Here is a 26,797-nt window from a genome sequence, read left to right as displayed (position 1 = left end):
TCGCGCCCATGAAACCCATTGAGTACGACGTATTCAAGGGAGTGTGACGAAAAAGTACTACTTTAAATTCCCGATGTGATCACCCGCGCGAGCACGCATAGGCTTGCTGCCATGACGACACCGGCCCAGGGGCTCCACTCGCACGTCCTCGCCACCCTGGGTCTCGCGATCACCGCGGGGGAGTACCCGCCCGGCACCGTGCTGCGCACCGACGAGCTCGCCCAGCGCTTCGACGTCTCCCGCACCGTGGTCCGCGAGGTCGTGCGCGTCCTGGAGTCCATGCACCTCGTCGAGTCCCGCCGCCGCGTGGGCGTCACCGTCCTCCCCACCGCCAGCTGGAACGTGTACGACCCCCAGGTCATCCGCTGGCGGCTGGCCGGCGCCGACCGCCCCCGCCAGCTCCGCTCCCTCACCGTGCTGCGCTCGGCCGTCGAACCCGTGGCCGCGGGCCTCGCCGCCCTGAACGCCACCCCCGAGCAGTGCCGGGAGCTCACCGAACAGGCCCTCGGCATGGTCGCCACCTCGCGCGGCCGCCGCCTGGAGGAGTACCTCGTCCACGACATCGCCTTCCACCGGGTCGTCCTCAACGCCTCCGGGAACGAGATGTTCGCCCGCCTCGGTGACGTCGTCGCCGAGGTGCTCACCGGCCGCACCCACCACCACGTGATGTTCGAGGACCCCGACCCGGCCGCCGTCACCCTCCACGTCCAGGTCGCCGAGGCCGTACGGGAGCGGGACGCGTCCCGCGCCGAGGAGCTCACCCGCCAGATCGCGGTCGGCGCCCTCCAGGAGCTCGACGTCCTCGCTCCGTGAGCTCCGTGAGCACCACGAGCACCACGGAGCCCGGCAAGCTCTGAACTAGCTCAAATATGGGCGTTCAGTGACATGCACCACAGTCAGTTGGCGCTCCTTGCCGTGAGGATGTGCGCTGGCCGTGCCGGGGAGACCCCCACGAGGCACGGCCGGGTACCGCACAGCCCCCCTCACGAAGGCGAACAACTCCATGAGTGACCGCGTCATCGCGGCCGACCCGCTGTCCGCCGCTCCGGCGAACCCGGCCGCCCCCCACGTCGACGCCGGCGACGCCGGATACCGCAAGGACCTCAAGTCCCGGCACATCAACATGATCGCCATCGGCGGCGCCATCGGCACCGGCCTCTTCCTGGGCGCCGGCGGCCGGATGTCCCAGGCGGGCCCCTCCCTCTTCATCGCCTACGCCGTCTGCGGCGTCTTCGCCTTCTTCGTGGTGCGGGCCCTCGGCGAGCTGGTGCTCTACCGCCCCTCGTCCGGCGCCTTCGTCTCCTACGCCCGTGAGTTCATGGGCGAGAAGGGCGCCTACACGGCCGGCTGGCTGTACTTCCTCAACTGGTCTACCACCGCCGTCGCCGACATCACCGCGGCCGCGACCTACGCCCACTTCTGGGCGATGTTCAGCGACGTCCCGCAGTGGGTCCTCGCCCTGATCGCCCTCGCGGTCGTCCTCGCCGCCAACCTCATCTCCGTGAAGTACTTCGGCGAGATGGAGTTCTGGTTCGCGATCATCAAGGTCGGCGCCCTCGTCGCCTTCATGCTGATCGGCATCTTCCTCGTCGTGACCTCGCACGAGGTCGGCGGCCACACCCCGGGCCTCGGCAACATCACCGACAACGGCGGCATCTTCCCCAACGGCATGATGCCGATGCTGCTGCTGATCCAGGGCGTCGTCTTCGCCTACGCCTCCGTCGAGCTGTGCGGCGTCGCCGCCGGCGAGACCGAGCACCCCGAGAAGATCATGCCGAAGGCCATCAACTCGATCATGTGGCGCGTGGGCCTGTTCTACGTCGGCTCCGTCGTCCTGCTCGCGCTGATCCTCCCGTACACCGCGTACTCCGGTGACCAGAGCCCCTTCGTCACCGTCTTCGACAAGCTGGGCATCCCCGGTGCCGCGGGCGTGATGAACCTCGTCGTCCTCACCGCCGCCCTCTCCAGCCTCAACTCGGGCCTCTACTCCACCGGCCGCATCCTGCGCTCCATGTCGCTCTCCGGCTCCGCGCCCAAGTTCACCGGCGTCATGAACAAGGGCGGTGTCCCCTACGGCGGCATCCTGCTCACCGCGGGCTTCGGCGTCCTCGGCGTCGCCCTCAACTACGTCATGCCCGGCGAGGCCTTCGAGCTGGTCCTCAACTTCGCCTCGATCGGCATCATCGGCACCTGGGCCATGATCATGGTCTGCTCGCTGCTCTTCTGGCGCAGCGCCCAGCAGGGCAAGCTGACCCGCCCCGGCTACAACCTCCCCTGGGCCCCGTACACCCAGATCGTGACCCTGGGCTTCCTCGCCTCCGTCCTCGTCCTCATGTGGATGGACGAGGGCATCAGCCGTACCACCGTGAACTGCCTCCCGCTCATCGCTGCCGCGCTCGTCGGCGGCTGGTTCCTCGTCCGCCGCCGGGTTCGTACGGCCGCCGCGACGACCCAGGACTGACCTCCCTCACGGGAACGGGCGAGTCCCCCGCAGGCACGGCCTGCGGGGGACTCGCCTTTTGTCAGGAGATAGTGGTACGCAAGAGCCTTACAAGATCCGGTCGGAGGAAGGGAAGTTCGCGATGCCGCAGCACGTCCAGGGGGTCATCGCCCCCGGCAGGAACGAACCGGTACGGGTCGAGACGATCGTGATCCCCGATCCCGGCCCCGGCGAGGCCGTCGTGAAGATCCAGGCGTGCGGCGTCTGCCACACCGATCTCCACTACAAGCAGGGCGCCATCAACGACGAGTTCCCCTTCCTGCTCGGCCACGAGGCCGCCGGAATCGTCGAGTCGGTCGGCGAGGGCGTCACCGACGTGACCCCCGGCGACTTCGTGGTCCTCAACTGGCGCGCGGTCTGCGGCACCTGCCGGGCCTGCGAGCGCGGCCGCCCCTGGTACTGCTTCGCCACCCACAACGCCAAGCAGAAGATGACCCTGCTCGACGGCACGGAGCTCTCCCCGGCGCTCGGCATCGGCGCCTTCGCCGAGAAGACCCTCGTCGCCGCGGGACAGTGCACCAAGGTCGACCCCGCCGTCGCCCCCGAGGTCGCGGGCCTCCTCGGCTGCGGCGTCATGGCCGGCATCGGCGCCGCCATCAACACCGGGAACGTCGGCCGCGGCGACACCGTCGCCGTCATCGGCTGCGGCGGCGTCGGCGACGCGGCGATCGTCGGCTCCCGACTTGCCGGAGCCGCGAAGATCATCGCCGTCGACATCGACGACCGGAAGCTGGAGACGGCCAAGGGGATGGGCGCCACCCACACCGTCAACTCCCGCTCCACCGACGCCGTCGAGGCGATCCGCGAGCTCACCGGCGGCTTCGGCGCCGACGTCGTCATCGAGGCCGTCGGCCGCCCCGAGACGTACAAGCAGGCCTTCTACGCCCGCGACCTCGCCGGCACGGTCGTCCTCGTCGGCGTCCCCACGCCCGAGATGAAGCTCGAACTCCCGCTCCTCGACGTCTTCGGCCGCGGCGGCGCCCTCAAGTCCTCCTGGTACGGGGACTGCCTGCCCTCCCGCGACTTCCCGATGCTGATCGACCTCCACCAGCAGGGCCGCATCGACCTCGCCGCCTTCGTCACCGAGACCATCGGCCTCGGCGACGTCGAGAAGGCCTTCGCCCGCATGCACGAGGGCGACGTCCTCCGCTCGGTGGTGGTGCTGTGATGAGCGCCCGCATCGACCACCTCGTCACCTCCGGCACCTTCAGCCTCGACGGCGGCACCTGGGACGTCGACAACAACGTCTGGATCGTCGGCGACGACACCGAGGCGATCGTCATCGACGCCGCCCACGACGCCGAGGCCATCCTCGCCGCCCTCGACGGCCGCGCCCTGCTCGCCATCGTCTGCACCCACGCCCACAACGACCACGTCGACGCGGCCCCGGCGCTCGCGGCCGCCACCGGCGCCCGCATCCTGCTCCACCCCGCCGACCAGCCGCTGTGGAAGCGGACCCACCCCGATCACAGCCCGGACGGGGAGCTCGCCGACGGCCAGGTCCTCACGATCGCCGGCACGGACCTGGTGGTCCTCCACACCCCGGGTCACGCCCCCGGGGCGGTCTCCCTCCACGCCCCCGAGCTCGGCACGGTCTTCACGGGGGACACCCTCTTCCAGGGCGGTCCCGGCGCGACGGGCCGGTCCTTCTCGGACTTCCCGACGATCGTCGACTCGATCCGCGAGAAGCTCCTCACCCTGCCCCCGGAGACGATCGTCCGCACGGGCCACGGCGACCCGACGACGATCGGCGCCGAGGCCCCGCACCTCCAGGAGTGGATCAGCCGAGGCCACTGAGCCGCAGCCGGCTCTCGAAGCACCTCGCCACACCCGTGAACGGGTCGGTGAACTCCAGCGTCCGCGCGAGCAGTTGCAGCGGCCGCCCGAAGTCCTCCGGCCCGTCCTCACGGACCACCGGGTAGACCGGATCGTGCAGGAGCGGCAGTCCCAGGGAGTTCATGTGCACCCGCAGCTGATGGGTCCGCCCGGTCTCCGGCACCAGCCGGTACCGACCGAGCCCTCCCGCGTGCCCGACGAGCTCGATCCGGCTCTCGCTGTTCGGCTCGCCCGGCACCTCCCGGGCGGCCATCACCCCGCGCTCCTTCTCGATCCGGCTCCGCACCGTCACCGGCAGCTCCACCGCCGGGTCGTACGCCGCCACGGCCTCGTACTCCTTGCGTACGAGCCGGTCCCGGAACAGCGTCTGGTACGCGCCCCGGTCCTCCTCCCGCACGACGAACAGCACGAGCCCCGCGGTCAGCCGGTCCAGCCGGTGCGCCGGCTGCAACCGAGGCAGCCCCAGTTCCCGCCGCAACCGCGCCATCGCGGTCTCGGTCACATGCCGCCCCCGGGGCATGGTCGCCAGGAAGTGCGGCTTGTCCACGACCAGGATCCGCTCGTCCCGGTGCACGATCCCGATGTCGAAGGGCACCGGCACCTCGGCCGGGAAGTCCCGGTGGAACCACAGGTACCGCCCCACCGTGTAAGGCTCGTCCCTGGCCACCGGCCCGTCGACCCCGACGAACCGGCCCTGCCGCAGCATCTCCTCGACCCGCCCGGCCCCGACGGCCGGCCCGTACCGGTCGAGCAGATGCTCCCGCACGGTCGCCCAGGCCCCCTCGGCGTCCTCGGGCAGCCGCACCCGCACGGGATCGATCCCGTCCCGCTGCGCCAGCGGCGCGGCCGGCGCCTTCGCTCTCCGTCTCACCGCTCCACCTCGTGCCACCGCGTACTCATGCAAGAAGTCCCGGTCGAGAAGATCTCGACCGGGACTCCGTGTGGTGTCCGAGGGGGGACTTGAACCCCCACGCCCGATAAAGGGCACTAGCACCTCAAGCTAGCGCGTCTGCCATTCCGCCACCCGGACAAGGTGTCTGTCTTCCTGGCCGCTGGGCCCTTCCGACGAGGAAAACCATAGCAAACATTCGGGGTGGTCGATCACCATCCCCTTCCGCCCCCCGACGTGTGACGGCCGCATGTCGGCCGACGGTCGCCCTTGGGCGGGGAGGGGCCCACGCGGGAGGATGGGGGCGACCACCAGCAATCACGTGGGGCACGTAGTGGGAGGAAGCAGCGTGAGCGAGTCGAACAGCGCCCGGAGCGTCACCGGCGAGGATGAGGTCGTCGACCTCTGTCGCGACCTCATCCGCATCGACACCAGCAACTACGGCGACCACTCCGGCCCGGGAGAGCGGGCGGCGGCCGAGTACGTCGCCGAGAAGCTCGCGGAGGTCGGACTCGAGCCGAAGATCATCGAGTCGCACAAGGGGCGGGCCTCCACCGTCGCCCGCATCGAGGGCGAGGACCCGTCCCGCCCGGCCCTGCTCATCCACGGCCACACCGACGTCGTCCCGGCCAACGCCGAGGACTGGACCCACCACCCCTTCTCGGGCGAGGTCGCCGACGGCTGCGTCTGGGGCCGCGGCGCCGTCGACATGAAGGACATGGACGCGATGACCCTCGCGGTCGTCCGGGACCGGATGCGCAGCGGCCGCAAGCCCCCGCGCGACATCGTCCTCGCCTTCCTCGCCGACGAGGAGGCCGGCGGCACCTACGGCGCCAAGCACCTCGTCGACAAGCACCGGGGTCTCTTCGACGGGGTCACGGAGGCGATCGGCGAGGTCGGCGGCTTCTCCTTCACCGTCAACGAGAACCTGCGGCTCTACCTGGTCGAGACGGCCCAGAAGGGCATGCACTGGATGCGCCTGACCGTCGAGGGCACGGCCGGCCACGGCTCGATGACCAACGACGACAACGCCATCACGGAGCTCTGCGAGGCGGTGGGCCGCCTCGGGCGCCACCAGTGGCCGGTCAGGGTCACCAAGACCGTGCGCTCCTTCCTGGACGAGCTCTCGGACGCGCTGGGCACCCCGCTCGACCCCGAGGACATGGACGGCACCCTCGCCAAGCTCGGCGGCATCGCCAAGATGGTCGGCGCCACCCTGCGCAACTCGGCCGCCCCGACCATGCTCGGCGCCGGCTACAAGGTGAACGTGATCCCCGGCCAGGCCACGGCGCACGTCGACGGCCGCTTCCTGCCCGGGTACGAGCAGGAGTTCCTCGCCGATCTCGACCGCATCCTCGGACCGCGGGTGAAGCGCGAGGACGTACACGGCGACAAGGCCCTGGAGACCAACTTCGACGGAGCCCTGGTCGACGCCATGCAGCTGGCGCTGCGCGCCGAGGACCCGATCGCCCGCGCCGTGCCGTACATGCTCTCCGGCGGCACCGACGCCAAGTCCTTCGACGACCTCGGCATCCGCTGCTTCGGCTTCGCGCCGCTCCAGCTGCCGCCGGAGCTCGACTTCGCCGGCATGTTCCACGGCGTCGACGAGCGCGTGCCGGTCGACGGCCTGAAGTTCGGCGTCCGCGTCCTGGACCGTTTCCTCGACGCCTGCTGAATTCGGCCGCCCGTTCGTGCCTGACCGGAAAGAGTGAATGAACTCGTGGGCTCGTAGCCCCCTCCATTCCCCCTCGTTACAGGTGGTGCGGTCCGCGGCTGGGATCGCATTGGCAACTAGGAGGAATAATGATCAAGAAGGTCGTCGCTGCTGCGGCTGCCACTGGCGGTCTCGTTCTCGCGGGTGCGGGCATGGCCGTTGCCGACGCGGGCGCTCAGGGTGCTGCCATCGGTTCCCCCGGCGTGCTCTCGGGCAACGTCGTCCAGGTTCCCGTTCACGTCCCGGTGAACGTGTGCGGCAACACGGTCTCCGTGATCGGCCTGCTGAACCCCACCTTCGGCAACACCTGCGTCAACGCCTGACGTTGTGCCTCGCCCCGTGAGGGTGTGAGCCGGTCCGGCCCCGGAGTGCGTGCCATGCACTCCGGGGCCGGTGGCGATTTCCGTCCCGGGTTCTCCACCCGGTGGCGCTCTTTCGAAGCCGAGAAGGCGAGAGCCGAAAAGGCAGGGAACAAGCTATGCGACAGGTCACGCGCAAAGGTCTCATCACCGTCGCGGCCGCGGGAGGCGTTTTCGCCGCCGTCGGCGGCGGTTACGCGCACGCCGATTCCGGCGCGAGCGGTACGGCCAAGAATTCCCCGGGCGTCGCGTCCGGAAATACGGTCCAGGTCCCGGTGCACGTACCGGTGAACGCCTGTGGAAACACCGTCAACGTCGTCGGACTGCTGAATCCGGCGATGGGCAACAAGTGCGCCAACACCTCCAAGCCGGGCAAGCCGGGCGGCGGATCCTCCGCCGGCGGGCACGCGAGCGACTCACCCGGCGTGGGCTCCGGCAACACGGTCCAGGTGCCGGTCGACGTCCCGGTGAACGTGTGCGGCAACAGCGTCACGGGCATCGGCCTGGGCAACGCCGCCGCGGGCAACGACTGCGGCAACGGCATCGAGCCGACGCACCCGGGCAACCCCGGTAACCCGGGCAACCCCGGTAACCCTGGGAACCCCGGTAACCCGGGCAACCCCGGTAACCCTGGGAACCCCGGTAACCCGGGTAACCCTGGGAACCCCGGTAACCCCGGCAACCCGGGTAACCCTGGGAACCCCGGCAACCCGGGTAACCCCGGCAACCCTGGGACTCCCGGTAACCCCGGCACTCCGGGCACCGAGGGTGGCCCGCACACTCCCGGGACCCACACCCCCGGCGCGAACACTCCCGGGACGCACGGCCTCACGCCGCCGCGCGCCGTCGAGGAGCTCGCCGAGACCGGTTCCGGGCCGCTCGGCGTCATCGTCCCCGCGGGCGCCGGTCTGCTGCTCGCCGGTTCGCTGATCTACCGCCGCGCCCGTAGCGCCGCCTGAGTCGGCCGCACCACGCGCGAGGGGCCCCGCACACCGCGGGGCCCCTTCTCGTCGCCTACCAGGTCGCCCGGATCTGGCGGATGATCCGCCGCTTCAACCGCACCCTGCGACTTCCGTCCCGGTGCAGGCTGAGGCGGTCCAACTCCCAGTGTCCGTACTCGGCATGATCGGTCAGAAGCCGCGCCGCCTCCTTGCGGGAGACACCGCGCGGCACGTACACATCGACAAATTCGTATTCCGGCATCGCATCTATTGTGCGGGCACCGGCCCGGTACGGATAGCGTCTGTCCCATGTCTGATGCTGCGCAGCCCACCGCTGCCGAGGTACGCGCCGCCGCCGAGGCGGTCAAAGCCGCACTGGACCGTCACCTCGCGGCGGTCGAACGCCGCACGGGGGACGACGACACGGCCGTCTACGAAGCCTTCAACGCCCTCGCCGCGGCGGCCGAGGAGTACGACGAACTCCTCTACGACCGGTACGACGAGGTCACCCCCTTCGAGATCCCCGGCGCGGACGACGCCCTGCCGCCCTACGCCGGACCTGACGAACCTCATGCCCTCAGCCTCCTGATCCGCCGCGACTACGCCGTGGTGGAACCGCAGCGCCTCTTCGCCCAGGCCCGGCGCGTCGCCGAGCTCGACGGCGAGGCGGACACGACGGCGGGGACGTCGGCCAGGGCCGGTGTCTCCCCCCTCGCCGCGCTCGGCGTGCTCTTCGGCGAGTACGAGCCCGACGAGATCGCCTCCCGGCACAAGGAGTTCGGCCTGGAGGAGGGTGACTCCACGCTCTGGGTCACCGCCGCCGAGGAGCTCCCGGAACCGGGGGAGTGGCTCAACGCCCCCTTCGACCACGCCGATCCGGAGCGGATCGTCTGCCGCTTCGACGTCAGCTCCGTCTTCGACGAGGACGAGGACGAGGCCGAGGCCGGGGCCGGGGCCGACCACGCCGACGCCCGGGGCGACGACCGCCGGGCCGCCCGTGGCGACGAGGAAGGGCGCGAGGAGGACGGGCTCGCGGCCGCGGCCAACAGCTCCTGAGGAGACGGCGGAGGGCCGGAGCACCGCACCCGGTGCTCCGGCCCTCCGTCCGTTCCCGCGGCCCTCACTCCTCGGGCGTGGCCAGCAGCCCTTCCAGGAGCGGCCGCAGCCGCGTCGTACGCTCGGGGGCCACGACCTCCGCCACCGCGCGGGCCAGCGCCTGGTCCACGCCGTGCACCACCGACAGATGGCGCTCCGCCCGGCCGAAGGCCGTGTACACCCACGGGCGGCTCAGGCCCGCGGCCGCGTCCCCGGGCAGCACCACGACCACCGCGGGCCAGCGCGTCCCGGCCGCCTGGTGCGCGGTGAGCGCCCAGCCGTGCCGCAGCGCCGACTCCACCCGCTCCTTCGGTACGAGGAGCTCGCCGTCCCCGCACCGCAGCCGCAGGCCCTCGGCGTCGGCCGACAGGACCGCCCCCGTCACCGTCCGCCCCGGCACCGGCGCGTATGCCACCCGGTCCCCGGGGTCGTAGCCGCCGAAGCGGCCGGGGCCGGGGTTGAGCCGCTGCTTGAGGGCCGCGTTCAGCGCGCGCGTCCCCGCCGAGCCGCCGTGGCCGACCGTGATCACCTGCGTCTGCTCGGACGGCACCCCGATCGCCCGGGGCACCGAGTCCGCCACCAGCTGGACGGTGCGGTGCACGGCCTCGCCGGCGTCCCGCACGGGGACGATGACGACCTCCTTGCCGGGCGCCTCCACCTGGTTCAGCTCACCGACGCCGATGCCCGAGACGAGCTCGCCCAGCGGGCCCGGGTCCGGCACGCGCGAGGCGATCCGGGGGCAGACCCGGGCCGCGAGCGCGTCCGTGAAGACCCGGCCCGCGCCCGGCGCCCCCAGCACCTCGGGGTCGCCGCTCAGCACCAGCCGGCAGCCGTCCGACAGCGACTCCACGAGCATCGCGGCCGTCTCCACGTCGAGCTGCGGCGCGTCCAGGACCGCCAGCAGGTCGAGGGCGAAGGCGCCCTCCTCGTCGCGGCCGGGACCCGCGGCCCCGGAGAGCAGCGCGGCGACCGTGACGGCCTCCGCCCCGGCCGCGCCGAGCGCTCGCCGGCCGCCCTCGCCGTGGACGGCGAGCAGCGCGCGCAGGCCCCGGGCGCGGGCGGCCGCCACGAGCGCGACCGGCTCGGCGCGGGACGCCTCGCCGCCCGTGTGCAGGACGAGTCCGTGCTCCCCGGCGGCGCGCTCCAGCTCGGAGCCCTCCCAGGTGTCGGCCGTGGCCGTCCTGACCAGCCGGGCGAGACCGTCCGCGAGGCTCTCCTCCGCCAGCGCGTACCGGTCGAGTCCGAGGAGCACGGGTGCGGCCGGCTCCTCCGCCGCGGTGGTCTCCGCCGTCTCGTCGGGCTCCTCCTCGTCCGCGACGTGCTCCTCCGCCGTCTCCTCCTGGAAGACGAGGACCGCCCCTTCGGAGACCGCCACCTCGACGGCCTTCTCCGGATCGGACACCGCCTGCCGGGCGAGTCCGGCACGCACGGCCTGGAGCTCCAGCGCGGTGTGCCCCTGGAGCGCGGCCCGCTCCAGGAGCCACACGGTCAGGGCGACGGCGCGGCGCGGATCGTCGGGACCGCACTCGGCGCCGAGCAGCGCCCGGGCGAAACCGTCGGCCTGCTCCGGTCGCACCCCGGGCACGGCGAGGAGCTGCCACGGGTCCTCGCCGAGCACGCCGGCAGCGCCCTCGCCCAGCGCGGCGGCGACCTGTCCGGCAAGGGTTTCGGGCGCGCCGCCCCGGGCCAGTACCTCCCGCACGGCCGCCGTGGTGTCGGGCGCCGGAACGGGCGCCGACGCCTGGACGGGGGGCCGCACGGTCATGGCGGGGGCGGCCTCGGGGGAGGGGCGCCGGGGCGGGGGCTCGGGGGCCTCGAAGACCGAGCTGCCCGGGGCCGCGCCGCCCTCCACGGCCCGGACCGCCGCGAGGAGATCGGCGGCCGTACCGCTCAGCTTGGCGCCGCTCGCGAGGGGGCCCTCCTTCTCGGCCTTCCGCGCCTCGATCCGGGCCCGCAGCTCGCGCTGGGCGGCGAGCTCGGCCTGCGCGTCGGTCAACTCGGGCGTGTCGGACCCCTCGGCCCCGGCCTCGGGGCCGGTTCCGGCCTCGCCCGCGGCAGCTTCCCCGGCCTCCTCAGCCTCCCCGGCTTCCCCGGCCTCCCCGGCTTCCTCGGTCTCCTCAGCCTCTCCGGCTTCCTCGGCTTCCTCGGTCGCGGAGTCGGGCGTTCGCGGCGGCTCGGAGTCCCCGGCACCCTCTCGTACGTCCTCGGCGGGCTCCCCGACGGGCTCCACGGCCTCGGGAACCTCGGGTTCCACGGCCTCGGGTGCCTCGGGCGCGGTCTCCCCGGCAGGCTCGGTCACAGGGTGCTCCAGTCGTGATCCGGATAGCGGTGCACAGGCGCCGACACATCGTCCAGCGCCCGGCAGATCTCGTCAGGAAGACTAAGGCTCTCCACCGACAACGCGGCCGTGAGCTGCCGCGCCGTGCGCGCGCCGACGATCGGCGCGGTCACTCCGGGCCGGTCGCGGACCCAGGCGAGCGCCACCTCCAGCGGGGTCGTCGCGAGCCCGTCGGCGGCCGTCGCGACCGCGTCCACGATCCGGCCGGCCGCCTCGTCCAGGTACGGCTCCACGAACGGCGCCATGGACTCCGAGGCGCCCCGCGAGTCCGTCGGGGTCCCGCTGCGGTACTTGCCCGTCAGGACCCCGCGGCCGAGCGGCGAGGAGGGCAGCAGACCTATCCCGAGGTCCAGGGCGGCCGGCAGCACCTCGCGCTCGACCCCCCGCTGGAGCAGCGAGTACTCCAACTGCGTGCCCGCCAGCCGCGTACGGTCCCCGCCGAGCTGCCAGGTCCCCGCCTTGGCCAGCTGCCAGCCGCAGAAGTTCGCCACGCCCGCGTACCGCGCCCGCCCGCTCCGTACGGCGATGTCGAGCGCCTGGAGCGACTCCTCCAGGGGCGTGTGCGGGTCGAAGGCGTGCAGCTGCCACAGGTCCACGTGATCGGTGCCGAGCCGGTCGAGGGAGGCGTCGAGAGCGGCGAGGAGATGCCCACGGGAGCCGTCGGTGCGCCGGTCGGGGTCCGGCACGCTGCCCGCCTTGGTCGACAGGACGAGGTCCTGCCGGGGCACGAGCCGCTCCATCAGCCGCCCGAGCAGATGCTCCGCCTCGCCGCCGCCGTACACGTCGGCGGTGTCCACGAGCGTGCCCCCCGCGTCCCAGAACGCCTTCAACTGCGCGGCGGCGTCGTGCTCGTCGGTGTCCCGCCCCCAGGTGAGCGTGCCGAGTCCGATGCGCGACACGCGCAGGCCGGTACGTCCGAGATGCCTCTGCTCCATGGGCGCGAGATTACTGGCCAGGGCACCACGCGGAGAGAGCCTGTGGACAACCGCACCCTGACGGATGCCCGAGCCGCGCGCTAGAGTCCGGCGGACAGAGACGTTACCGATGGGTAAGGGGTGTGTGGCATGCGGCTCGGCATCAACCTCGGCTACTGGGGCGCCGGTATGGACGGCGACAACCTCGCCGTCGCCCAGGAGGCGGACCGCCTCGGCTACGACGTGTGCTGGGCCGCCGAGGCCTACGGATCCGACGCGCCCACCGTCCTCGCGTGGGTCGCGGCGAAGACCGAACGGATCGACGTCGGCTCCGCCATCATGCAGATCCCGGCCCGCCAGCCCGCCATGACGGCGATGACCGCCGCCACCCTCGACTCGCTCACCGGCGGCCGGTTCCGCCTCGGCCTCGGCGTCTCGGGACCCCAGGTCTCCGAGGGCTGGTACGGGGTGAAGTTCGACAAGCCGCTCGCCAGGACCCGCGAGTACGTGGAGATCGTCCGCCGGGCGATGTCCCGCGAGCGCCTCAGCTACGAGGGCGAGCACTGGACCCTGCCGCTGCCCGACGGCCCCGGCAAGCCCATCAAGCTCACCGTCCACCCGGAGCGCGAGCACATCCCGCTCTACATCGCCGCCATCGGCCCCAAGAACCTGGAGCAGACCGGCGAGATCGCCGACGGCGCCCTGCTGATCTTCCCCTCCGCCGCCCACCTGGAGGAGACCGCGCTCCGGCACCTGCGCGCGGGCCGCGAGAAGGCCGGCCTGACCATGGACGGCTTCGACGTCTGCCCGACGCTGCCGCTCGCCCTCGGCGAGGACGTCAACGCCCTCGCCGACGTCTTCCGGCCGTACACCGCGCTGTACGTCGGCGGCATGGGCAGCCGGAAGCAGAACTTCTACAACCAGCTCGCCCAGCGCATGGGCTACGAGAAGGAGGCCGCCGAGATCCAGGACAAGTACCTGGCCGGCGACAAGACGGGCGCCGCGGCCGCCGTGCCCCACAGCCTGATCGACCAGACCACCCTGCTCGGCTCCGTCGAGCGGATCGCCGAGCGGATGACGGCCTACGCCGAGGCCGGGGTCACCACCCTCACCCTCGCCCCGGCCGGCTTCACGCTCGACGAGCGCCTGGCGGCCCTGCGGGCGGGTGTCGAGGCGATGGAGCGGGCGGGCCTCGCGTAACTCCGCGGAGGAGTGGTCCGCGGGTAACGCCGCGGAGAAGTGGTCCGCGGCCGTGGTGGGGGCTCGGGGGTCTTCCCCGCCACGGCCGTCATGCAGCACAACGCTCCACCGCACCCCTCGGTTACGCCTCGGAACGTCACTCTTTCGGCCGAGCCTTCAGGCCCACCTGTTGCCCGTCGCCGGGAAGCGCATTTGACTCGTTACTCCCCGGACGTACTTCCCGACAGGGAGGTGCGGACGTCCGCATGGAGGTGGCGGCGATGCTCACGGCCAAGAGTCTGTTCCAGGAAATCATCGACAACGACGAGTCCTTCCAGCTCTTCTGCTCCATCGCCGCGAGCGGCGAGACCCAGGGCGGCTGGGAGAACGCGCGGATCGCGGCCCTCGTCGCCCCCGGCATGCGCGAGCTCACGCCCAAGATCACCCGCCACGGCGCGGACGAGGACAAACACGGCCGGATCTTCAACGCGCTGTTGAGGAAGCGCGGCCTCGAACCCGTCCCCGTACCGCCCGAGACCGACTACACGATGCTGCTCGAACGGCGCGGCATCGGCCTCGCCCACGACAAGCTCCGCCGCGACGAGCCGCTGACCGAGCAGGACATCGTCGTCTACCTCGCCCACAGCCGGGTCACGGAGCAGCGGGCCGCCGACCAGATGGACATGCTCGTGACGTACTTCGGGAACCACCCCGAAGTGGGCAAGGCGATCCACATGATCGACAACGACGAGGCGAACCACCTTGCCTACTGCCACGAGGAACTGCTCCGGCTCGCCCGCGAGGGCCACGGCCGGCTCATCCAGCGCACGCTGCGCGAGTCCGCCCTGGCCGAGATCAAGGTCTACCGCGACGTCAGCCTCGCCGTCATGGGCCACATGGGCCGGATCCTGCGCTGGCCCAGGCCCAAGGCGGCCGCCCTCGTCGCCGGGATCCACGGCATGCACGCGTACGAACGCGTCGCCGGCTGGCACAAGATGGTCGACCTCAGGATGCCCGAACGGCTCGACGCCCTCGGAGGGCCCGCGACCCCCGCACCCGCCTTCTGAGGCGGTGCGTCACAACCAGCCGCGCCGCTTGAACAGCCGGTACAGCCCGATGACGGTCCCCGTCATCAGGACGATCAGCGCCGGGTAGGACCAGGTCCAGCGCAGCTCGGGCATGTGGTCGAAGTTCATGCCGTAGATCCCCGCGATCATCGTGGGGACCGCGGCCATCGCGGCCCATGCCGAGATCTTCCGCATGTCGTCGTTCTGCCGCACCCCCATCTGCGCGAGATGGGCCGAGAGCACGTCGGACAGCAGCCGGTCGAGCCCCTCCACCTGCTCGTTGGAGCGCAGCAGATGGTCGTTGACGTCACGGAAGAAGGGCTGGGCGCGCTCGTTCACGAACGGCACCGAACCGGCCGTCAGCCGGGCGAGCGGCCCGGCCAGCGGACCGCTCGCCCGCCGGAACTCCAGGACCTGCCGCTTCGCCGTGTAGATCCGCTCCGCCGTGTTCGACGCACCGCCGCCGGTCGGCGCGAACACGTCCGCCTCCAGCTCCTCCAGGTCGACCTGGAGCTCGGCCGCCACGTCGAGGTAGTGGTCCACGATCGCGTCGCTCACCGCGTAAAGCACCGTCGTCGGCCCGTGCTTCAGCATGTCCGGATCCGCCTCCAGACGCTTGCGCACCGCCGCCAGCGGGGCGCCCTCGCCGTGCCGGACCGTCACCACGAAGGAGTCGCCCACGAACAGCATCAGCTCGCCGGAGGAGACCCGGTCGCTCGCCGGTTCGTAGACGATCGGCTTGAGCACCACGAACAGCGAGTCGTCGTAGACCTCCAGTTTGGGCCGCTGATGGGCCTTGAGGGCGTCCTCGACGGCCAGCGGATGCAGCGCGAACTCCGAGGCGACGTGGGCGAACTCCGCCTCCGTCGGCTCGTGCAGTCCCACCCACAGAAAGGCGTCCCCCGCGGCCCGCGCCTCGTCCAGCGCGTCCGACAGGTCGACGGGCCCCGCCATCCGGCGCCCGTCCCGATAGATGGCTGAATCGACGATCACGGGCCGTATTCTCCCCCGCCGCCCTCCGCCACGCACGTGTGCGTCGTTCTAGGCTGGCCGGCATGGCCACGCTGATCCTCGTCCGGCACGGACGCTCCACCGCAAACACCTCCGGGGTCCTCGCCGGGCGCACGCCCGGGATCGCGCTCGACGAGCGCGGAGCGGCACAGGCCGCAGCCCTCCCGGAGCGGCTGGCGGGCGTCCCGATCGCCGCCGTCGTCTCCAGCCCCCTCCAGCGCTGCCGGGAGACCCTGCGGCCGCTCCTGGAGGCCCGGCCGGACCTCCCGCTGCACGTCGAGGACCGGATCAGCGAGTGCGACTACGGCGACTGGTCCGGCCGCAAGCTCGCCGAGCTGGCCGACGAACCCCTCATGGAGATCGTCCAGGCCCACGCCTCCGCGGCGGCCTTCCCCGGCGGGGAGTCCATGCGCGCCATGCAGGCCCGGGCCGTCGACGCCGTACGGGACTGGAACGCCCGGATCGAGGCCGAGCACGGCGAGGACGCCACCTACGTCATGTGCTCGCACGGGGACATCGTCAAGTCGATCGTCGCGGACGCCCTCGGCCTCCACCTCGACCTCTTCCAGCGCATCCACGTCGACCCCTGCTCGGTCACCGTCATCCGCTACACCCGGCTGCGGCCCTTCCTCCTCCGGCTCGGCGACACCGGGGACTTCGCCGCGCTCGCCCCGCGGGAGACGCCCGACAGTGGTGGTGCGGCGGAGGTCGGGGGCGGTGCGGGCGCACCGTGATCCCTTCGCGCAGTAGGGTGGACGCGCCGCTGTAGTACGACTGTCGAGACTCAAGGGAGCCGGGAACGTGTCCCGTCAGGTGTTCCTCTACGACCCACCGGAGCGTTTCGTGGCCGGCACGGTCGGGCTGCCTGGCCGCCGTACGTTCTTCCTGCAGGCGTCCGCGAGCGGCCGGGTCACGAGCGTCGCCCTGGAGAAGGCCCAGGTCGCCGCGCTCGCCGAGCGCATAGACGAACTCCTGGACGAGGTCGTGCGCCGCACCGGGGGCAACGCGCCCGTCCCCGCGGTCGCCCCCACCGACATCGCGGACACCGCACCGCTCGACGCCCCCGTCGAGGAGGAGTTCCGGGTCGGCACCATGGCGCTCGCCTGGGACGGCGAGGAGCAGCGCATGATCGTCGAGGCGCAGGCGCTCGTCGAGCTCGACGTGGAGTCCGAGGAGGATCTCGCCGAGGCCGAGGAGCGGATGCTCCAGGACGAGGAGAACGGTCCGCCGATGCTCCGCGTCCGCCTCAGCGGCGCCCAGGCCCGGGCCTTCGCCAAGCGCGCCCTGGACGTCGTGAACGCCGGCCGGCCGCCGTGCCCGCTGTGCAGCCTGCCGCTCGACCCCGAGGGTCACGTCTGCCCGCGCCAGAACGGATACCGTCGCGGAGCATGAGCAGCCCCGAGACCCCGCCGGCCGCCGAGCTGCTGGCCCGCGGTGAGCTGACCGTGCGCGGCCAGGTCCGCGAGGCGTCCAACGCCGTGCTCTACTGCTCCGTCGCGTACGAGGGCCACGAGGCGGCCTGCGTCTACAAGCCGGTCGCCGGGGAGCGGCCGCTGTGGGACTTCCCCGACGGCACGCTCGCGCAGCGCGAGGTCGCCGCGTACGAGATCTCCGAGGCCACCGGCTGGGGCCTGGTCCCGCCGACCGTGCTCCGCGAGGGTCCGTACGGGGAGGGCATGGTCCAGCTGTGGATCGAGGCCGACCCGGAGGCGCGGCTGCTCGCCCTCACCGAGGACGAGGAGGCGGGGGAGGGCTGGAAGGCCGTGGGGCCCGCGCAGATCGACGAGGACCGCACCGCGCTCCTCGTCCACGCCGACACCCCCGAGCTGCGGCGCCTCGCCGTCCTGGACGCCGTCATCAACAACGGCGACCGCAAGGGCGGGCACCTGCTGCCGGCCCCGGACGGGCGCCTGTACGGCATCGACCACGGGGTCACCTTCCACGTCGAGGACAAGCTGCGCACGCTCCTCTGGGGCTGGGCGGGCGAGGAGCTGCCCGCCGAGGCCGCCGCGGTCCTCGACGGGCTGGACCGGTCCCTGGCGCCCGGAGCGCCGCTCGCGACCCGTCTGGCCGAACTGCTGACCGGGGCCGAGGTGGCGGCGGTACGCGGGCGCGTGGCCACCCTGCGGGCGGGCGGCCGGCACCCGGAGCCCTCGGGTCAGTGGCCCGCGATCCCCTGGCCACCGGTCTGAGACTCCGGACCGCCCCGGCCCGCCCCGGCCGGCCTCCGGACCGAAAAGTTTCGGCCATCGCGCGGAAGAGGGCATGGACCCCTGGGGGGTATGCACGCAAGCCTCCGACCCGCAAGACCGCCTAATAGGTCAAGATCCCGGATCCGGTTCGTATCCGGAACACCTGTCCGGTTACGCTCGGGTCATGCATGCCTGGCCCGCTTCTGAGGTCCCCGCCCTTCCCGGCAAGGGCCGCGACCTCCGGATCCACGACACCGCGACCGGCGGACGAGTCACCCTCGCCCCCGGCCCCGTCGCCCGTATCTACGTCTGCGGCATCACGCCGTACGACGCGACCCACATGGGTCACGCGGCGACCTACAACGCGTTCGACCTCGTTCAGCGCGTGTGGCTCGACACCAAGCGGCAGGTGCACTACGTCCAGAACGTGACGGACGTGGACGACCCGCTGCTGGAACGCGCCATCCGCGACGGCATCGACTGGGTCGGCCTCGCCGAGCGGGAGACCGCTCTCTTCCGCGAGGACATGACCGCCCTGCGGATGCTGCCGCCGCAGCACTACATCGGTGCGGTCGAGGCCATACCGGGCATCATCCCGCTCGTCGAGCGCCTCCGGGACTCCGGCGCCGCCTACGAGCTCGAAGGCGACATCTACTTCTCCGTCGACGCCGACCCGCACTTCGGGCAGGTGTCGAACTACGACACCGAGCTCATGCGCCACCTCTCCGCCGAGCGCGGCGGCGACCCGGACCGCCCCGGGAAGAAGAACCCGCTCGACCCGATGCTCTGGATGGCCGCCCGCGAGGGCGAGCCGAGCTGGGACGGCGCCAGCCTCGGCGCCGGCCGCCCGGGCTGGCACATCGAGTGCGTCGCCATCGCCCTCGACCACCTCGGCATGAGCTTCGACGTGCAGGGCGGCGGCTCCGACCTGATCTTCCCGCACCACGAGATGGGCGCCTCCCACGCCCAGGCCCTCACCGGCGAGTTCCCGATGGCCAAGGCGTACGTCCACGCCGGCATGGTCGGCCTGGACGGCGAGAAGATGTCCAAGTCCCGGGGCAACCTCGTCTTCGTCTCGCGCCTGCGCCGCGACGGCGTCGACCCGGCCGCCATCCGGCTCGCGCTCCTCTCCCACCACTACCGCGCCGACTGGGAGTGGACCGACCAGGTCCTCCAGGACGCCGTGGAGCGCCTCGGCCGCTGGCGCGCCGCCGTCTCGCGTCCCGACGGCCCGTCCGCCGACGCCCTCGTCGAGGAGCTCCGCGAGGCCCTCTCCGACGACCTCGACGCCCCGGCCGCGCTCGCCGCGGTCGACCGCTGGGCCGCGCTCCAGGACGCCGAGGGCGGCACCGACGAGTCCGCGCCCGGCCTCGTCTCCCGTGCCGTGGACGCGCTCCTCGGCGTCGCCCTGTAGCGGGATCTCGCTCAACTCCCTTTTGTGCAAACGCCCTTGGACTTCCTTGCGAAGTCCAAGGGCGGTTCCGTTTTGCCCTGTCGCGGTACTCGATTCCGCGCTAAAGAGACCTCATGCAATCATCAACGCGCATGAGAGCTGCAGTCGCCGGTGCACTGCTCGGGATGGTCGCCGCCCTCGCGGGACCCGCGGCCGCGGCCGACCCCGCCGCCGAGGCCGCCCCCGCAGCCGCCGCGGCCGATCCCGCCGACACCATCGTCGGCGACGTCACCGGATTCGCCGCCGACGGAGCCGTCTACCGGCTGACCGCAGGCCAGGCGGAGGCCCGCGTCTCCTTCGTCACCGCCGACACCTTCCGCATCGAACTCGCCCCCGACGGCAGGTTCACCGACCCCACCGGCACCGACATCGCCCTGCCCCAGGGCCCGCCCCCGAGCACCCGATGGCGCGACCTCGGCGACCGGTACGAACTCGGCACCGCCGCGGTCACCCTGCGCGTCACCAAGTCGCCGCTGCGCTTCTCGGCCGTACGCGCCGACGGCACCCCGCTCTGGTCCGAGTCCCAGGGCCTCACCTGGAACCAGGACCGCACCACCCAGACCCTCGCCCGGGGCGCCGACGAACAGTTCTACGGCGCCGGAATGCAGAACGGCCGCGGCAACACCTCCCACCGCGACAAGACCGTCGAGGTCGGCGTCGACTACGACTGGAACGACGGCGGCCACCCCAACTCCGTCCCGTTCTACCTCTCCTCGGCCGGCTACGGCGTCTACCGCAACACCTACGCCCCGAACACCTACGCCTTCACCGAGCCCGTGACCACCACCGCGAAGGAACGGCGCTTCGACGCCTACTACTTCGCCGGGACCGGACAGGACGCCCTCAAGGACGTCATCGGCCAGTACACCCGCCTCACCGGCAAGCCCTTCCTGCCGCCCGTCTACGGCCTGGAGATCGGCGACGCGGACTGCTACCTCCACAACGCCAACCGCGGCGAGCGCCACACCCTCGACGCCCTGAAGGTCGCCGACGGCTACGTCGAGAACGACATGCCCAACGGCTGGATGCTCGTCAACGACGGCTACGGCTGCGGCTACGAGAACCTCGCCGAGACCTCCACCGGCCTGGGCGAGCGGGGCATGAAGCTCGGCCTGTGGACCGAGGACGGCATCGACCGGCTCGGCGAGCAGGTCGCGGCCGGCCAGCGCGTCGCCAAGCTCGACGTCGCCTGGGTCGGCGCGGGCTACAAGTTCGCCCTCGACGGCTGCAAGGACGCCTACGCCGGCATCGAGGCCCACAGCGACGCCCGCGGTTTCACCTGGGCCCCCGAGAGCTGGTCCGGCGCCCAGCGCTGCGGCGTCCAGTGGTCCGGCGACCAGTCGGGCAGCTGGGAGTACATCCGCTGGCAGATCCCCACCTACGCGGGCGCCTCCATGTCCGGCCTCGCCTACACCACCGGCGACGTCGACGGGATCTTCGGCGGCAGCGCCAAGACGTACACCCGCGACCTCCAGTGGAAGACCTTCCTGCCGGTCACCATGACCATGGACGGCTGGGCCGCCAACGACAAGCAGCCCTTCCGGTACGGAGAGCCGTACACCTCGATCAACCGCGCCTCCCTCAAGCTGCACGAGGCCCTGCTCCCGTACATCTACAGCCACGCCCACCGGGCCACGAAGACCGGCGTCGGCCTCGCCCGGCCGCTCGCCCTGGAGTACCCGGACGACCCGAAGGCCGCGACCGAGGCCGCGAAGTACGAGTTCCTCAGCGGCGAGGACTTCCTCGTCGCTCCCGTCTACCGGGACGCCGTCGAACGCGACGGCATCTACCTGCCCAAGGGCACCTGGATCGACTACTGGAGCGGGCGCGCGTACGAGGGCCCGGTCACCCTCGACGACTACAGCGCCCCGCTCGACACCCTGCCCCTCTTCGTCCGGGCCGGGGCCGCCGTCCCCATGTGGCCCGGTGACATCCGCTCGTACACCGACCGCGCCCCCGGCGATCCGATCGCCTGGGACATCTACCCGAAGGGCAGCTCCTCCTTCGAGCTGTACGAGGACGACGGCGTCACCCGCGAACACCGCGGCGGCCGGTACGCCACCCAGCGCGCCGAGGTCCGCGCCCCGAACGGCGGCCCCGGTGAGGTCTCCGTCCGCATCGGCCCGAGCCGGGGCACGTACACCGGAAAGCCGACCGCACGGCCGTACGCCTTCACCGTCCACACCGGCGACGCCCCCGGCGCCGTCCTGCTCGACGGGCGCGCGCTGCCCGCCCTCGCCACCCGCGCCGCCTTCGACACCGCCTCCCGCGGTTGGTGGTACGACCGCGACGAGCGCGGGGGAGTGGTCCGGGTCAAGACCACCGCCCTGCCCACCGACCGCGGCTTCGAGCTGCGGCTGACCGGCACCAGCGCGGTCGGCGGCGCCGTACCGGGCGCCTCCGCCGTCCTCGCCGCCCCGACCGGACAGGAGCTCGGCGCGGGCACCCCCGGCACGGTCGCCGTGGACGTCACCGCGGGCACCCGGGACGCCACCGACGTACGGGTGAGTCTCGACGCCCCGGCCGGCTGGCAGGTCACCCCGGCCGCGCCGGTCGACCGCGTCCCGGCCGGCACCACCCGGCGCGTCGAGGTCACCGTCACCCCTCCCGCGGACGCGAAGCCCGGCGAGGCCACCCTCACCGCGACCGCACGCCACCGCGCGGCGGGCACCGACCGCACCGCCACGCAGCGGTTCGCGGTCGGCCTGATGCCCCCGCCGCCGACGGCCGACGCCTGGGCGAGCGACCTGGCCTGGCTGCGCTCCACGAACGGCTGGGGGCCGCCCGAACGCGACCGCTCCAACGGTGAGTCCGGCGCCTCCGACGGCCGGACCCTCACCCTGGCGGGGAAGACCTACGAGAAGGGGATCGGCGGCCACGCCGACTCCGACATCGAGGTCTACCTCGGTGGGCGCTGCACCGCCTTCACCGCCGACGTCGGGATCGACGACGAGATCAACGGTTACGGGGACGTCGCCTTCTCCGTCGAGGCGGACGGCGCGGTCCTGTGGACCTCGCCCCGGCTGACGGGCGCGTCCGCGACCCTGCCGGTGAACGTCGACGTGACCGGGGCCCGGCACGTCCGGCTGCGGATCACGGACACCAACGGGTCCAAGAGCGGCGACCACGGCGACTGGGCGGCGGCCCGGTTCAGCTGCGCGTGACCGCGTGACCGCGTGACCGCGTGACCGCGTGACCGCGTGGCCGCGTGGCCGCGTGACGGCCTGACGGGCCGATACGCGTACGGGAGGGGCGCCCTCGGGCACCCCCTCCCGTACCGATGTCTCTACTTCTCCGAGTCGCCGTTCCCGCTCTCGTCGGAAGAGCCTTCGGCGGATCCTTCGGAGGTCTCTTCGGGGGTCCCTTCGGGACTCGGCTGCGGACCGGACTCCGGCTGCGGACCGGACTCCGGTGCCGCCTCCGACTCCGGTGCGGCCTCCGGCTCCGGTGCCGGGCGCTCCGGCTTCGGCGGCCTCGTCCGGCCGCTCCCCGAGTCCCGCAGGAACGGGGAGTCGCCGCCGTCCGTCGCCAGCCCGGGGCCGCCCCCGGGCCCGGTGCCCGGCTCGCGGCGCCGCAGATAGCGTTCGAACTCGCGGGCGATCGCCTCGCCCGAGGCCTCCGGCAGCTCCGCCGTGTCCCGTGCCTCCTCCAGGGTCTGCACGTACTCGGCGACCTCGCTGTCCTCGGCGGCCAGCTGGTCCACGCCCACCTGCCAGGCCCGCGCGTCCTCGGGCAGCTCGCCCAGCGGGATGCGCAGCCCGATCAGGTCCTCCAGGCGGTTGAGGAGCGCGAGCGTCGCCTTCGGGTTCGGCGGCTGCGACACGTAGTGCGGCACCGCCGCCCAGAGGCTCACCGCGGGCACGCCCGCGTGCGTGCACGCCTCCTGGAGGATGCCGACGATGCCCGTCGGGCCCTCGTACCGGGTCTCCTCCAGGTCCATCGTCCGCGCCAGGTCCGGATCGGAGGTCACTCCGCTGACCGGGACCGGCCGGGTGTGCGGGGTGTCCCCGAGCAGCGCGCCCAGGATCACGACCATCTCCACCCCCAGCTCGTGGGCGAAGGCGAGCAGCTCGTTGCAGAAGGAGCGCCAGCGCATCGAGGGCTCGATCCCGCGCACGAGCACCAGGTCACGGGGCTTGTCGCCGCCGATCCGGACCACGGAGAGCCGGGTCGTCGGCCAGGTGATCTTCCGGACTCCGTTGTCCAGGAAGACCGTGGGCCGATTGACCTGGAAGTCGTAGTAGTCCTCGGCGTCGAGGGCCGCGAACACCTCGCCCTTCCATTCCCGGTCCAGATGGGCGACCGCGGTGGAGGCGGCGTCGCCGGCGTCGTTCCAGCCCTCGAACGCGGCCACCATGACCGGGTCGATCAGCTCGGGTACCCCCTCGAGCTCGATCACCCAGCGCCTCCTTTTCGAAGTTCCTGTCGTACGGACCAACCTTACGGCTTTCCGGCGGTCCGCCCGCAGCCCCCGGACATCCCCGAAAACCCGTGCGGCCTTGATCGACTACCCAGGAACTCGCCTCCGCACACGGCGGTCTCACTCCTCCCAGAGCGTGCTCGGCGCCTCCCTCCGTACGACCGGTGCGATCTCCTCGGCGAAGCGCTGGAGCGTCTCGGTCTGTTCGGCCGTGGACTGGCCGAAGGCGTCGACGGTGACGGACTGGAGGTCGTGCCCGTAGTGCTCGTGGTAGCCGAGGATCTTGTCGATGATCTGCTGCGGCGAACCGATCAGCTGGGGGCCGCCCGCGATCGCGTCCTCGATCGTGCGGAACGGGGTGTTGTACCCGGCCTTCCCCTCCAGGTGCGGCCTGAAGCTCTGCCGCACCTTCGTCTCGTACAGCTCCCGGTAGCGGGCGACCGCCCGCTCGGCGGTGTCGGCGATCAGCAGCCCGCCGGAACCGGCCGCCACGCGCGCGTGGGCCGGGTCGTGCCCGTACTCCTCGAACTTCTCGCGGTAGTGGGCGATGAGCCGCGCGTACGCCGCCCTGGGCTGGATCGCGTTGGCGGTGAAGAGCGGATCGCCGTGCTTCGCCGCGAGTTCGGGGGAGGCGAGGCTGGTGGCCGAGCCGTGCCAGATCCGGGGCGGACCGGCGTACGGGCGCGGCACCGTGGTGACGTTCTTCAACGGGGGCCGGAACTCGCCCTCCCAGTCGACGCCCTCCTCCGACCAGAGCCGGCGGAGCAGCTCGTACTTCTCCTTCTGGAGGTCCCACTGCCGCTCCTCGTCGAGGCCGAAGAGGTCGAAGTGGCCGGCCTCCGCGCCCTTGCCGACGACGAGTTCGAGCCGGCCGCGGGAGAGCTGGTCCAGCGTGGCGTAGTCCTCGGCGACCCGGACGGGGTCGAGGACCGCGACCACGGTCACTCCGGTGAGCAGTCTGATCCGGGTCGTCCGGGCGGCCAGCGCGGCGAGCAGCACGGTCGGGGCGGAGGAGAGGAACGGGCCCGCGTGCCGCTCGCCGATCGCGTACGCGTCGAAACCGAGGCGTTCGGCGGCCTCGCCGAGCGTGACGACCTGCTCCAACCGGTCGGCGGCGGACAGCAGTTCGCCGGTGAGCGGGTGCGGGGAGTGGGGGACGATCGACAGGACCTGAAACTTCATACGTCCACTCTGCGCGTCGAGTGTTGCGGCGGTGTGGACGGCGCATGGCACGCATCGGGGCGGCCCCTCCGAGAGGAACCGCCCCTGAAATCGCGGGAGTTACTTCCGCAGCATCGACTCGACGCCGGCGCGGACCTCGTCCGTCGCCAGGCCCCGTATCGTCAGCGTCGTACGGCGGCGCAGCACGTCGTCCGCCGTCTCGGCCCACTCGTGGTCGCGGGCGTAGGCGACCTGCGCCCAGATCTCCGGTGCGTCGGGGTGGATCCGCCGCGCCAGCTCCGGGTTCTCGTTCGCCATGCGGGCGATGTCGAAGGAGAGCGAGCCGTAGTGCGTCGCCAGGTGCTTGGCGGTGTCGGCGGCCATCCGCGGGCCGGGCGCCGGACCGTCGGAGAGCAGCCGGTGCGCGACCGCGTTCGGGTTGGCGATGCCGGGCAGCGGGAGCCGCTTCGGCAGCGTGGAGACCGACTCGTAGTCGTCGCCCAGCGGGTGGCCCGGGAGGGCCTCCAGCTTCTTCATCACCGTACGGCCGATGTGGCGGAAGGTCGTCCACTTGCCGCCGGCCACCGACAGCATGCCGCCGCGGCCCTCGGTGACGACCGTCTCCCGCTTGGCCTTCGAGGTGTCGCCGGGACCGCCGGGAAGCACCCGCAGGCCCGCGAAGGCGTAGGTGATCAGATCGCGGGAGAGCTGCTGGTCGCGGATGGAGAACGCGGCCTCGTCCAGGATCTGGGCGGTGTCCTTCTCGGTCACCTCGACCTGACCGGGGTCGCCCTCGTACTCCTCGTCGGTCGTGCCGAGGAGCAGCATGTCCTCCCAGGGGAGGGCGAAGGTGATGCGGTACTTGTCGATCGGGGTGGCCAGCGCGGCCTTCCACGGCGAGGTCCGCTTGAGGACCAGGTGCGCGCCCTTGGAGAGGCGGATGGAGGGGGCCGCGTTCGGGTCCTCCATCCTGCGCAGGTGGTCGACCCACGGGCCGGTCGCGTTGAGCACGAGGCGGGCGGTGACGCCGAACTCGTCGCCGCTGGTGCGGTCCTTCAGCTCGGCGCCGGTGACGCGGCCCCGGGTGAAGCGCAGCCCGGTGACCTCGGCGTGGTTGAGGACGGTGGCCCCGGCGTCGACCGCGGCGCGGACCGTCATCAGCGCCATGCGGGCGTCGTTCATCTGGTCGTCGCCGTAGACGGCCACGGCCTTCAGGTTGTCCGTCCGCAGCTCCGGCACGTCCTGCGCGGCCTTGGCGGGGGAGAGCAGGTGTCCGACGCCGTCGCCGAAGGCGGACAGGGCGGAGTAGGCGAAGACACCGGCGCCGAGCTTGGCGGCGCCGTGCGGGCCGCCCTTGTAGACGGGCAGGTAGAAGGTGAGCGGGTTGGCGAGGTGCGGTGCCACCTGGCGGGAGACCGCACGCCGCTCGAAGTGGTTCTCCGCCACCAGCTTCACCGCGCCGGTCTGCAGGTAGCGCAGACCGCCGTGGAGCAGCTTGGAGGAGGCGGAGGAGGTGGCGCCGGCGAAGTCGCCGGCGTCCACCAGGGCCACCCGCAGACCGGACTGCGCGGCGTGCCAGGCGGTGGAGATGCCCAGGATGCCGCCGCCGATGACCAGGAGGTCGTACGTCGCCTTGGAAAGCTGGTCCCGGGTCTCGGCGCGGCTCGGGAGGGAGCCGGACGCCGGGTGCGTCCCAAGGGCAGGGACGCTCTGCAGGGTGGTCATCTC

23 protein-coding genes and 1 tRNA gene are annotated in these 26,797 nt (G+C 72.2%); 15 read left to right on the top strand and 9 right to left on the bottom strand.

Annotated features, from left to right (window positions below; translation table 11 throughout):
• Window positions 1-111 precede the first annotated feature (111 nt).
• From OG361_RS08520 to OG361_RS08505, 4 genes are all read left to right on the top strand, one after another.
• A complete protein-coding gene (locus OG361_RS08520; RefSeq protein WP_405852732.1) occupies window positions 112-813 on the top strand; it encodes a FadR/GntR family transcriptional regulator in 702 nt (233 codons plus the stop codon).
• A gap of 190 nt (window positions 814-1,003) precedes the next feature.
• Window positions 1,004-2,461, top strand: coding sequence for an amino acid permease (locus tag OG361_RS08515; protein WP_405852731.1), 1,458 nt, complete (start codon window positions 1,004-1,006; stop codon window positions 2,459-2,461).
• Window positions 2,462-2,582: 121 nt separating this feature from the next.
• Window positions 2,583-3,668, top strand: coding sequence for an S-(hydroxymethyl)mycothiol dehydrogenase (locus OG361_RS08510; RefSeq protein WP_405852730.1), 1,086 nt, complete (start codon window positions 2,583-2,585; stop codon window positions 3,666-3,668).
• A complete protein-coding gene (locus OG361_RS08505) occupies window positions 3,668-4,297 on the top strand; it encodes an MBL fold metallo-hydrolase (RefSeq protein ID WP_405852729.1) in 630 nt (209 codons plus the stop codon). The genes OG361_RS08510 and OG361_RS08505 overlap by 1 nt, the downstream gene beginning before the upstream one ends.
• Here the strand turns inward: OG361_RS08505 and OG361_RS08500 are convergent.
• A complete protein-coding gene (locus tag OG361_RS08500) occupies window positions 4,281-5,207 on the bottom strand; it encodes a pseudouridine synthase (protein WP_405852728.1) in 927 nt (308 codons plus the stop codon). The genes OG361_RS08505 and OG361_RS08500 overlap by 17 nt on opposite strands.
• Window positions 5,208-5,278: 71 nt before the next feature.
• Window positions 5,279-5,366 (bottom strand) — tRNA-Leu (locus OG361_RS08495).
• 208 nt (window positions 5,367-5,574) lie between these two features.
• Between OG361_RS08495 and OG361_RS08490 the strand changes: the two genes are divergently transcribed.
• The 3 genes from OG361_RS08490 (at window position 5,575) to OG361_RS08480 (ending at window position 8,257) form a co-directional block, all read left to right on the top strand.
• Window positions 5,575-6,900: a M20/M25/M40 family metallo-hydrolase gene (locus OG361_RS08490; protein ID WP_384574374.1), complete on the top strand. Its 1,326-nt coding sequence runs from the start codon at window positions 5,575-5,577 to the stop codon at window positions 6,898-6,900.
• Between the two features lie 128 nt (window positions 6,901-7,028).
• The gene (gene chpH / locus OG361_RS08485; RefSeq protein WP_318107813.1) at window positions 7,029-7,262 is read left to right on the top strand and encodes a chaplin ChpH; all 234 of its coding nucleotides are present in this window, start codon (window positions 7,029-7,031) and stop codon (window positions 7,260-7,262) included.
• Window positions 7,263-7,417: 155 nt separating this feature from the next.
• Window positions 7,418-8,257 carry a chaplin gene (locus OG361_RS08480; protein WP_405852727.1) on the top strand — a complete coding sequence of 280 codons (840 nt, stop codon included), beginning with the start codon at window positions 7,418-7,420 and terminating at the stop codon, window positions 8,255-8,257.
• A gap of 55 nt (window positions 8,258-8,312) precedes the next feature.
• On the opposite strand, the gene OG361_RS08475 is transcribed toward OG361_RS08480, so the two are convergent.
• On the bottom strand, window positions 8,313-8,501 hold the full coding sequence (locus tag OG361_RS08475; protein WP_267042707.1) for a DUF5703 family protein: 189 nt from the start codon (window positions 8,499-8,501) through the stop codon (window positions 8,313-8,315).
• 47 nt (window positions 8,502-8,548) lie between these two features.
• Here OG361_RS08475 and OG361_RS08470 point away from each other — a divergent pair, with 47 nt between their 5' ends.
• Window positions 8,549-9,295, top strand: a complete 747-nt coding sequence (locus OG361_RS08470; RefSeq protein ID WP_405852725.1) for a hypothetical protein — start codon at window positions 8,549-8,551, stop codon at window positions 9,293-9,295.
• Between the two features lie 64 nt (window positions 9,296-9,359).
• Here OG361_RS08470 and OG361_RS08465 read toward each other — a convergent pair whose 3' ends face one another.
• The gene (locus tag OG361_RS08465; RefSeq protein WP_405852724.1) at window positions 9,360-11,633 is read right to left on the bottom strand and encodes a helix-hairpin-helix domain-containing protein; all 2,274 of its coding nucleotides are present in this window, start codon (window positions 11,631-11,633) and stop codon (window positions 9,360-9,362) included.
• Window positions 11,630-12,607, bottom strand: coding sequence for an aldo/keto reductase (locus OG361_RS08460; protein WP_384574385.1), 978 nt, complete (start codon window positions 12,605-12,607; stop codon window positions 11,630-11,632). Before OG361_RS08460 ends, OG361_RS08465 begins: the two co-directional genes overlap by 4 nt.
• 129 nt (window positions 12,608-12,736) lie before the next feature.
• Between OG361_RS08460 and OG361_RS08455 the strand changes: the two genes are divergently transcribed.
• Both OG361_RS08455 and OG361_RS08450 read left to right on the top strand, forming a co-directional pair.
• Window positions 12,737-13,786, top strand: a complete 1,050-nt coding sequence (locus OG361_RS08455; protein WP_405852723.1) for an LLM class F420-dependent oxidoreductase — start codon at window positions 12,737-12,739, stop codon at window positions 13,784-13,786.
• Between the two features lie 260 nt (window positions 13,787-14,046).
• Entirely contained in the window at window positions 14,047-14,832 is a 786-nt protein-coding gene (locus OG361_RS08450; protein WP_405852722.1) for a ferritin-like domain-containing protein, read from the top strand.
• A 9-nt stretch (window positions 14,833-14,841) separates the two neighbouring features.
• Here the strand turns inward: OG361_RS08450 and corA are convergent, their stop codons facing one another.
• Window positions 14,842-15,834, bottom strand: coding sequence for a magnesium/cobalt transporter CorA (gene corA / locus OG361_RS08445; RefSeq protein WP_405862150.1), 993 nt, complete (start codon window positions 15,832-15,834; stop codon window positions 14,842-14,844).
• Between the two features lie 53 nt (window positions 15,835-15,887).
• On the opposite strand from corA, the gene OG361_RS08440 reads away from it, so the two are divergent.
• The 5 genes from OG361_RS08440 (at window position 15,888) to OG361_RS08420 (ending at window position 22,652) form a co-directional block, all read left to right on the top strand.
• The gene (locus tag OG361_RS08440) at window positions 15,888-16,577 is read left to right on the top strand and encodes a histidine phosphatase family protein (RefSeq protein WP_384574394.1); all 690 of its coding nucleotides are present in this window, start codon (window positions 15,888-15,890) and stop codon (window positions 16,575-16,577) included.
• 67 nt (window positions 16,578-16,644) lie between these two features.
• The gene (locus OG361_RS08435; protein ID WP_405852720.1) at window positions 16,645-17,235 is read left to right on the top strand and encodes a DUF3090 domain-containing protein; all 591 of its coding nucleotides are present in this window, start codon (window positions 16,645-16,647) and stop codon (window positions 17,233-17,235) included.
• Window positions 17,232-18,035, top strand: a complete 804-nt coding sequence (locus OG361_RS08430; RefSeq protein WP_405852719.1) for an SCO1664 family protein — start codon at window positions 17,232-17,234, stop codon at window positions 18,033-18,035. Before OG361_RS08435 ends, OG361_RS08430 begins: the two co-directional genes overlap by 4 nt.
• Before the next feature lie 184 nt (window positions 18,036-18,219).
• The gene (mshC, locus tag OG361_RS08425; RefSeq protein WP_405852717.1) at window positions 18,220-19,449 is read left to right on the top strand and encodes a cysteine--1-D-myo-inosityl 2-amino-2-deoxy-alpha-D-glucopyranoside ligase; all 1,230 of its coding nucleotides are present in this window, start codon (window positions 18,220-18,222) and stop codon (window positions 19,447-19,449) included.
• Window positions 19,450-19,562: 113 nt separating this feature from the next.
• On the top strand, window positions 19,563-22,652 hold the full coding sequence (locus OG361_RS08420) for an NPCBM/NEW2 domain-containing protein (protein ID WP_405852716.1): 3,090 nt from the start codon (window positions 19,563-19,565) through the stop codon (window positions 22,650-22,652).
• A 122-nt stretch (window positions 22,653-22,774) separates the two neighbouring features.
• On the opposite strand, the gene OG361_RS08415 is transcribed toward OG361_RS08420, so the two are convergent.
• The 3 genes from OG361_RS08415 to OG361_RS08405 all read right to left on the bottom strand — a co-directional run bounded on the left by OG361_RS08415 (window position 22,775) and on the right by OG361_RS08405 (window position 26,794).
• Window positions 22,775-23,887, bottom strand: coding sequence for a PAC2 family protein (locus tag OG361_RS08415; RefSeq protein WP_405852715.1), 1,113 nt, complete (start codon window positions 23,885-23,887; stop codon window positions 22,775-22,777).
• Window positions 23,888-24,028: 141 nt separating this feature from the next.
• The gene (locus tag OG361_RS08410) at window positions 24,029-25,090 is read right to left on the bottom strand and encodes an LLM class flavin-dependent oxidoreductase (protein WP_405852714.1); all 1,062 of its coding nucleotides are present in this window, start codon (window positions 25,088-25,090) and stop codon (window positions 24,029-24,031) included.
• A gap of 99 nt (window positions 25,091-25,189) precedes the next feature.
• Window positions 25,190-26,794 (bottom strand): FAD-dependent oxidoreductase, encoded by a 1,605-nt coding sequence (locus OG361_RS08405; protein ID WP_405852713.1) that lies wholly within the window; start codon window positions 26,792-26,794, stop codon window positions 25,190-25,192.
• Between the last annotated feature and the right edge of the window lie 3 nt (window positions 26,795-26,797).

The sequence above is a fragment of the Streptomyces sp. NBC_00090 genome, from assembly GCF_045160815.1.
Lineage (GTDB): Bacteria > Actinomycetota > Actinomycetes > Streptomycetales > Streptomycetaceae > Streptomyces.
The sequence above is the reverse complement of the archived record's forward strand: the minus strand, read 5'-3'. Positions and strand labels throughout refer to the sequence as shown.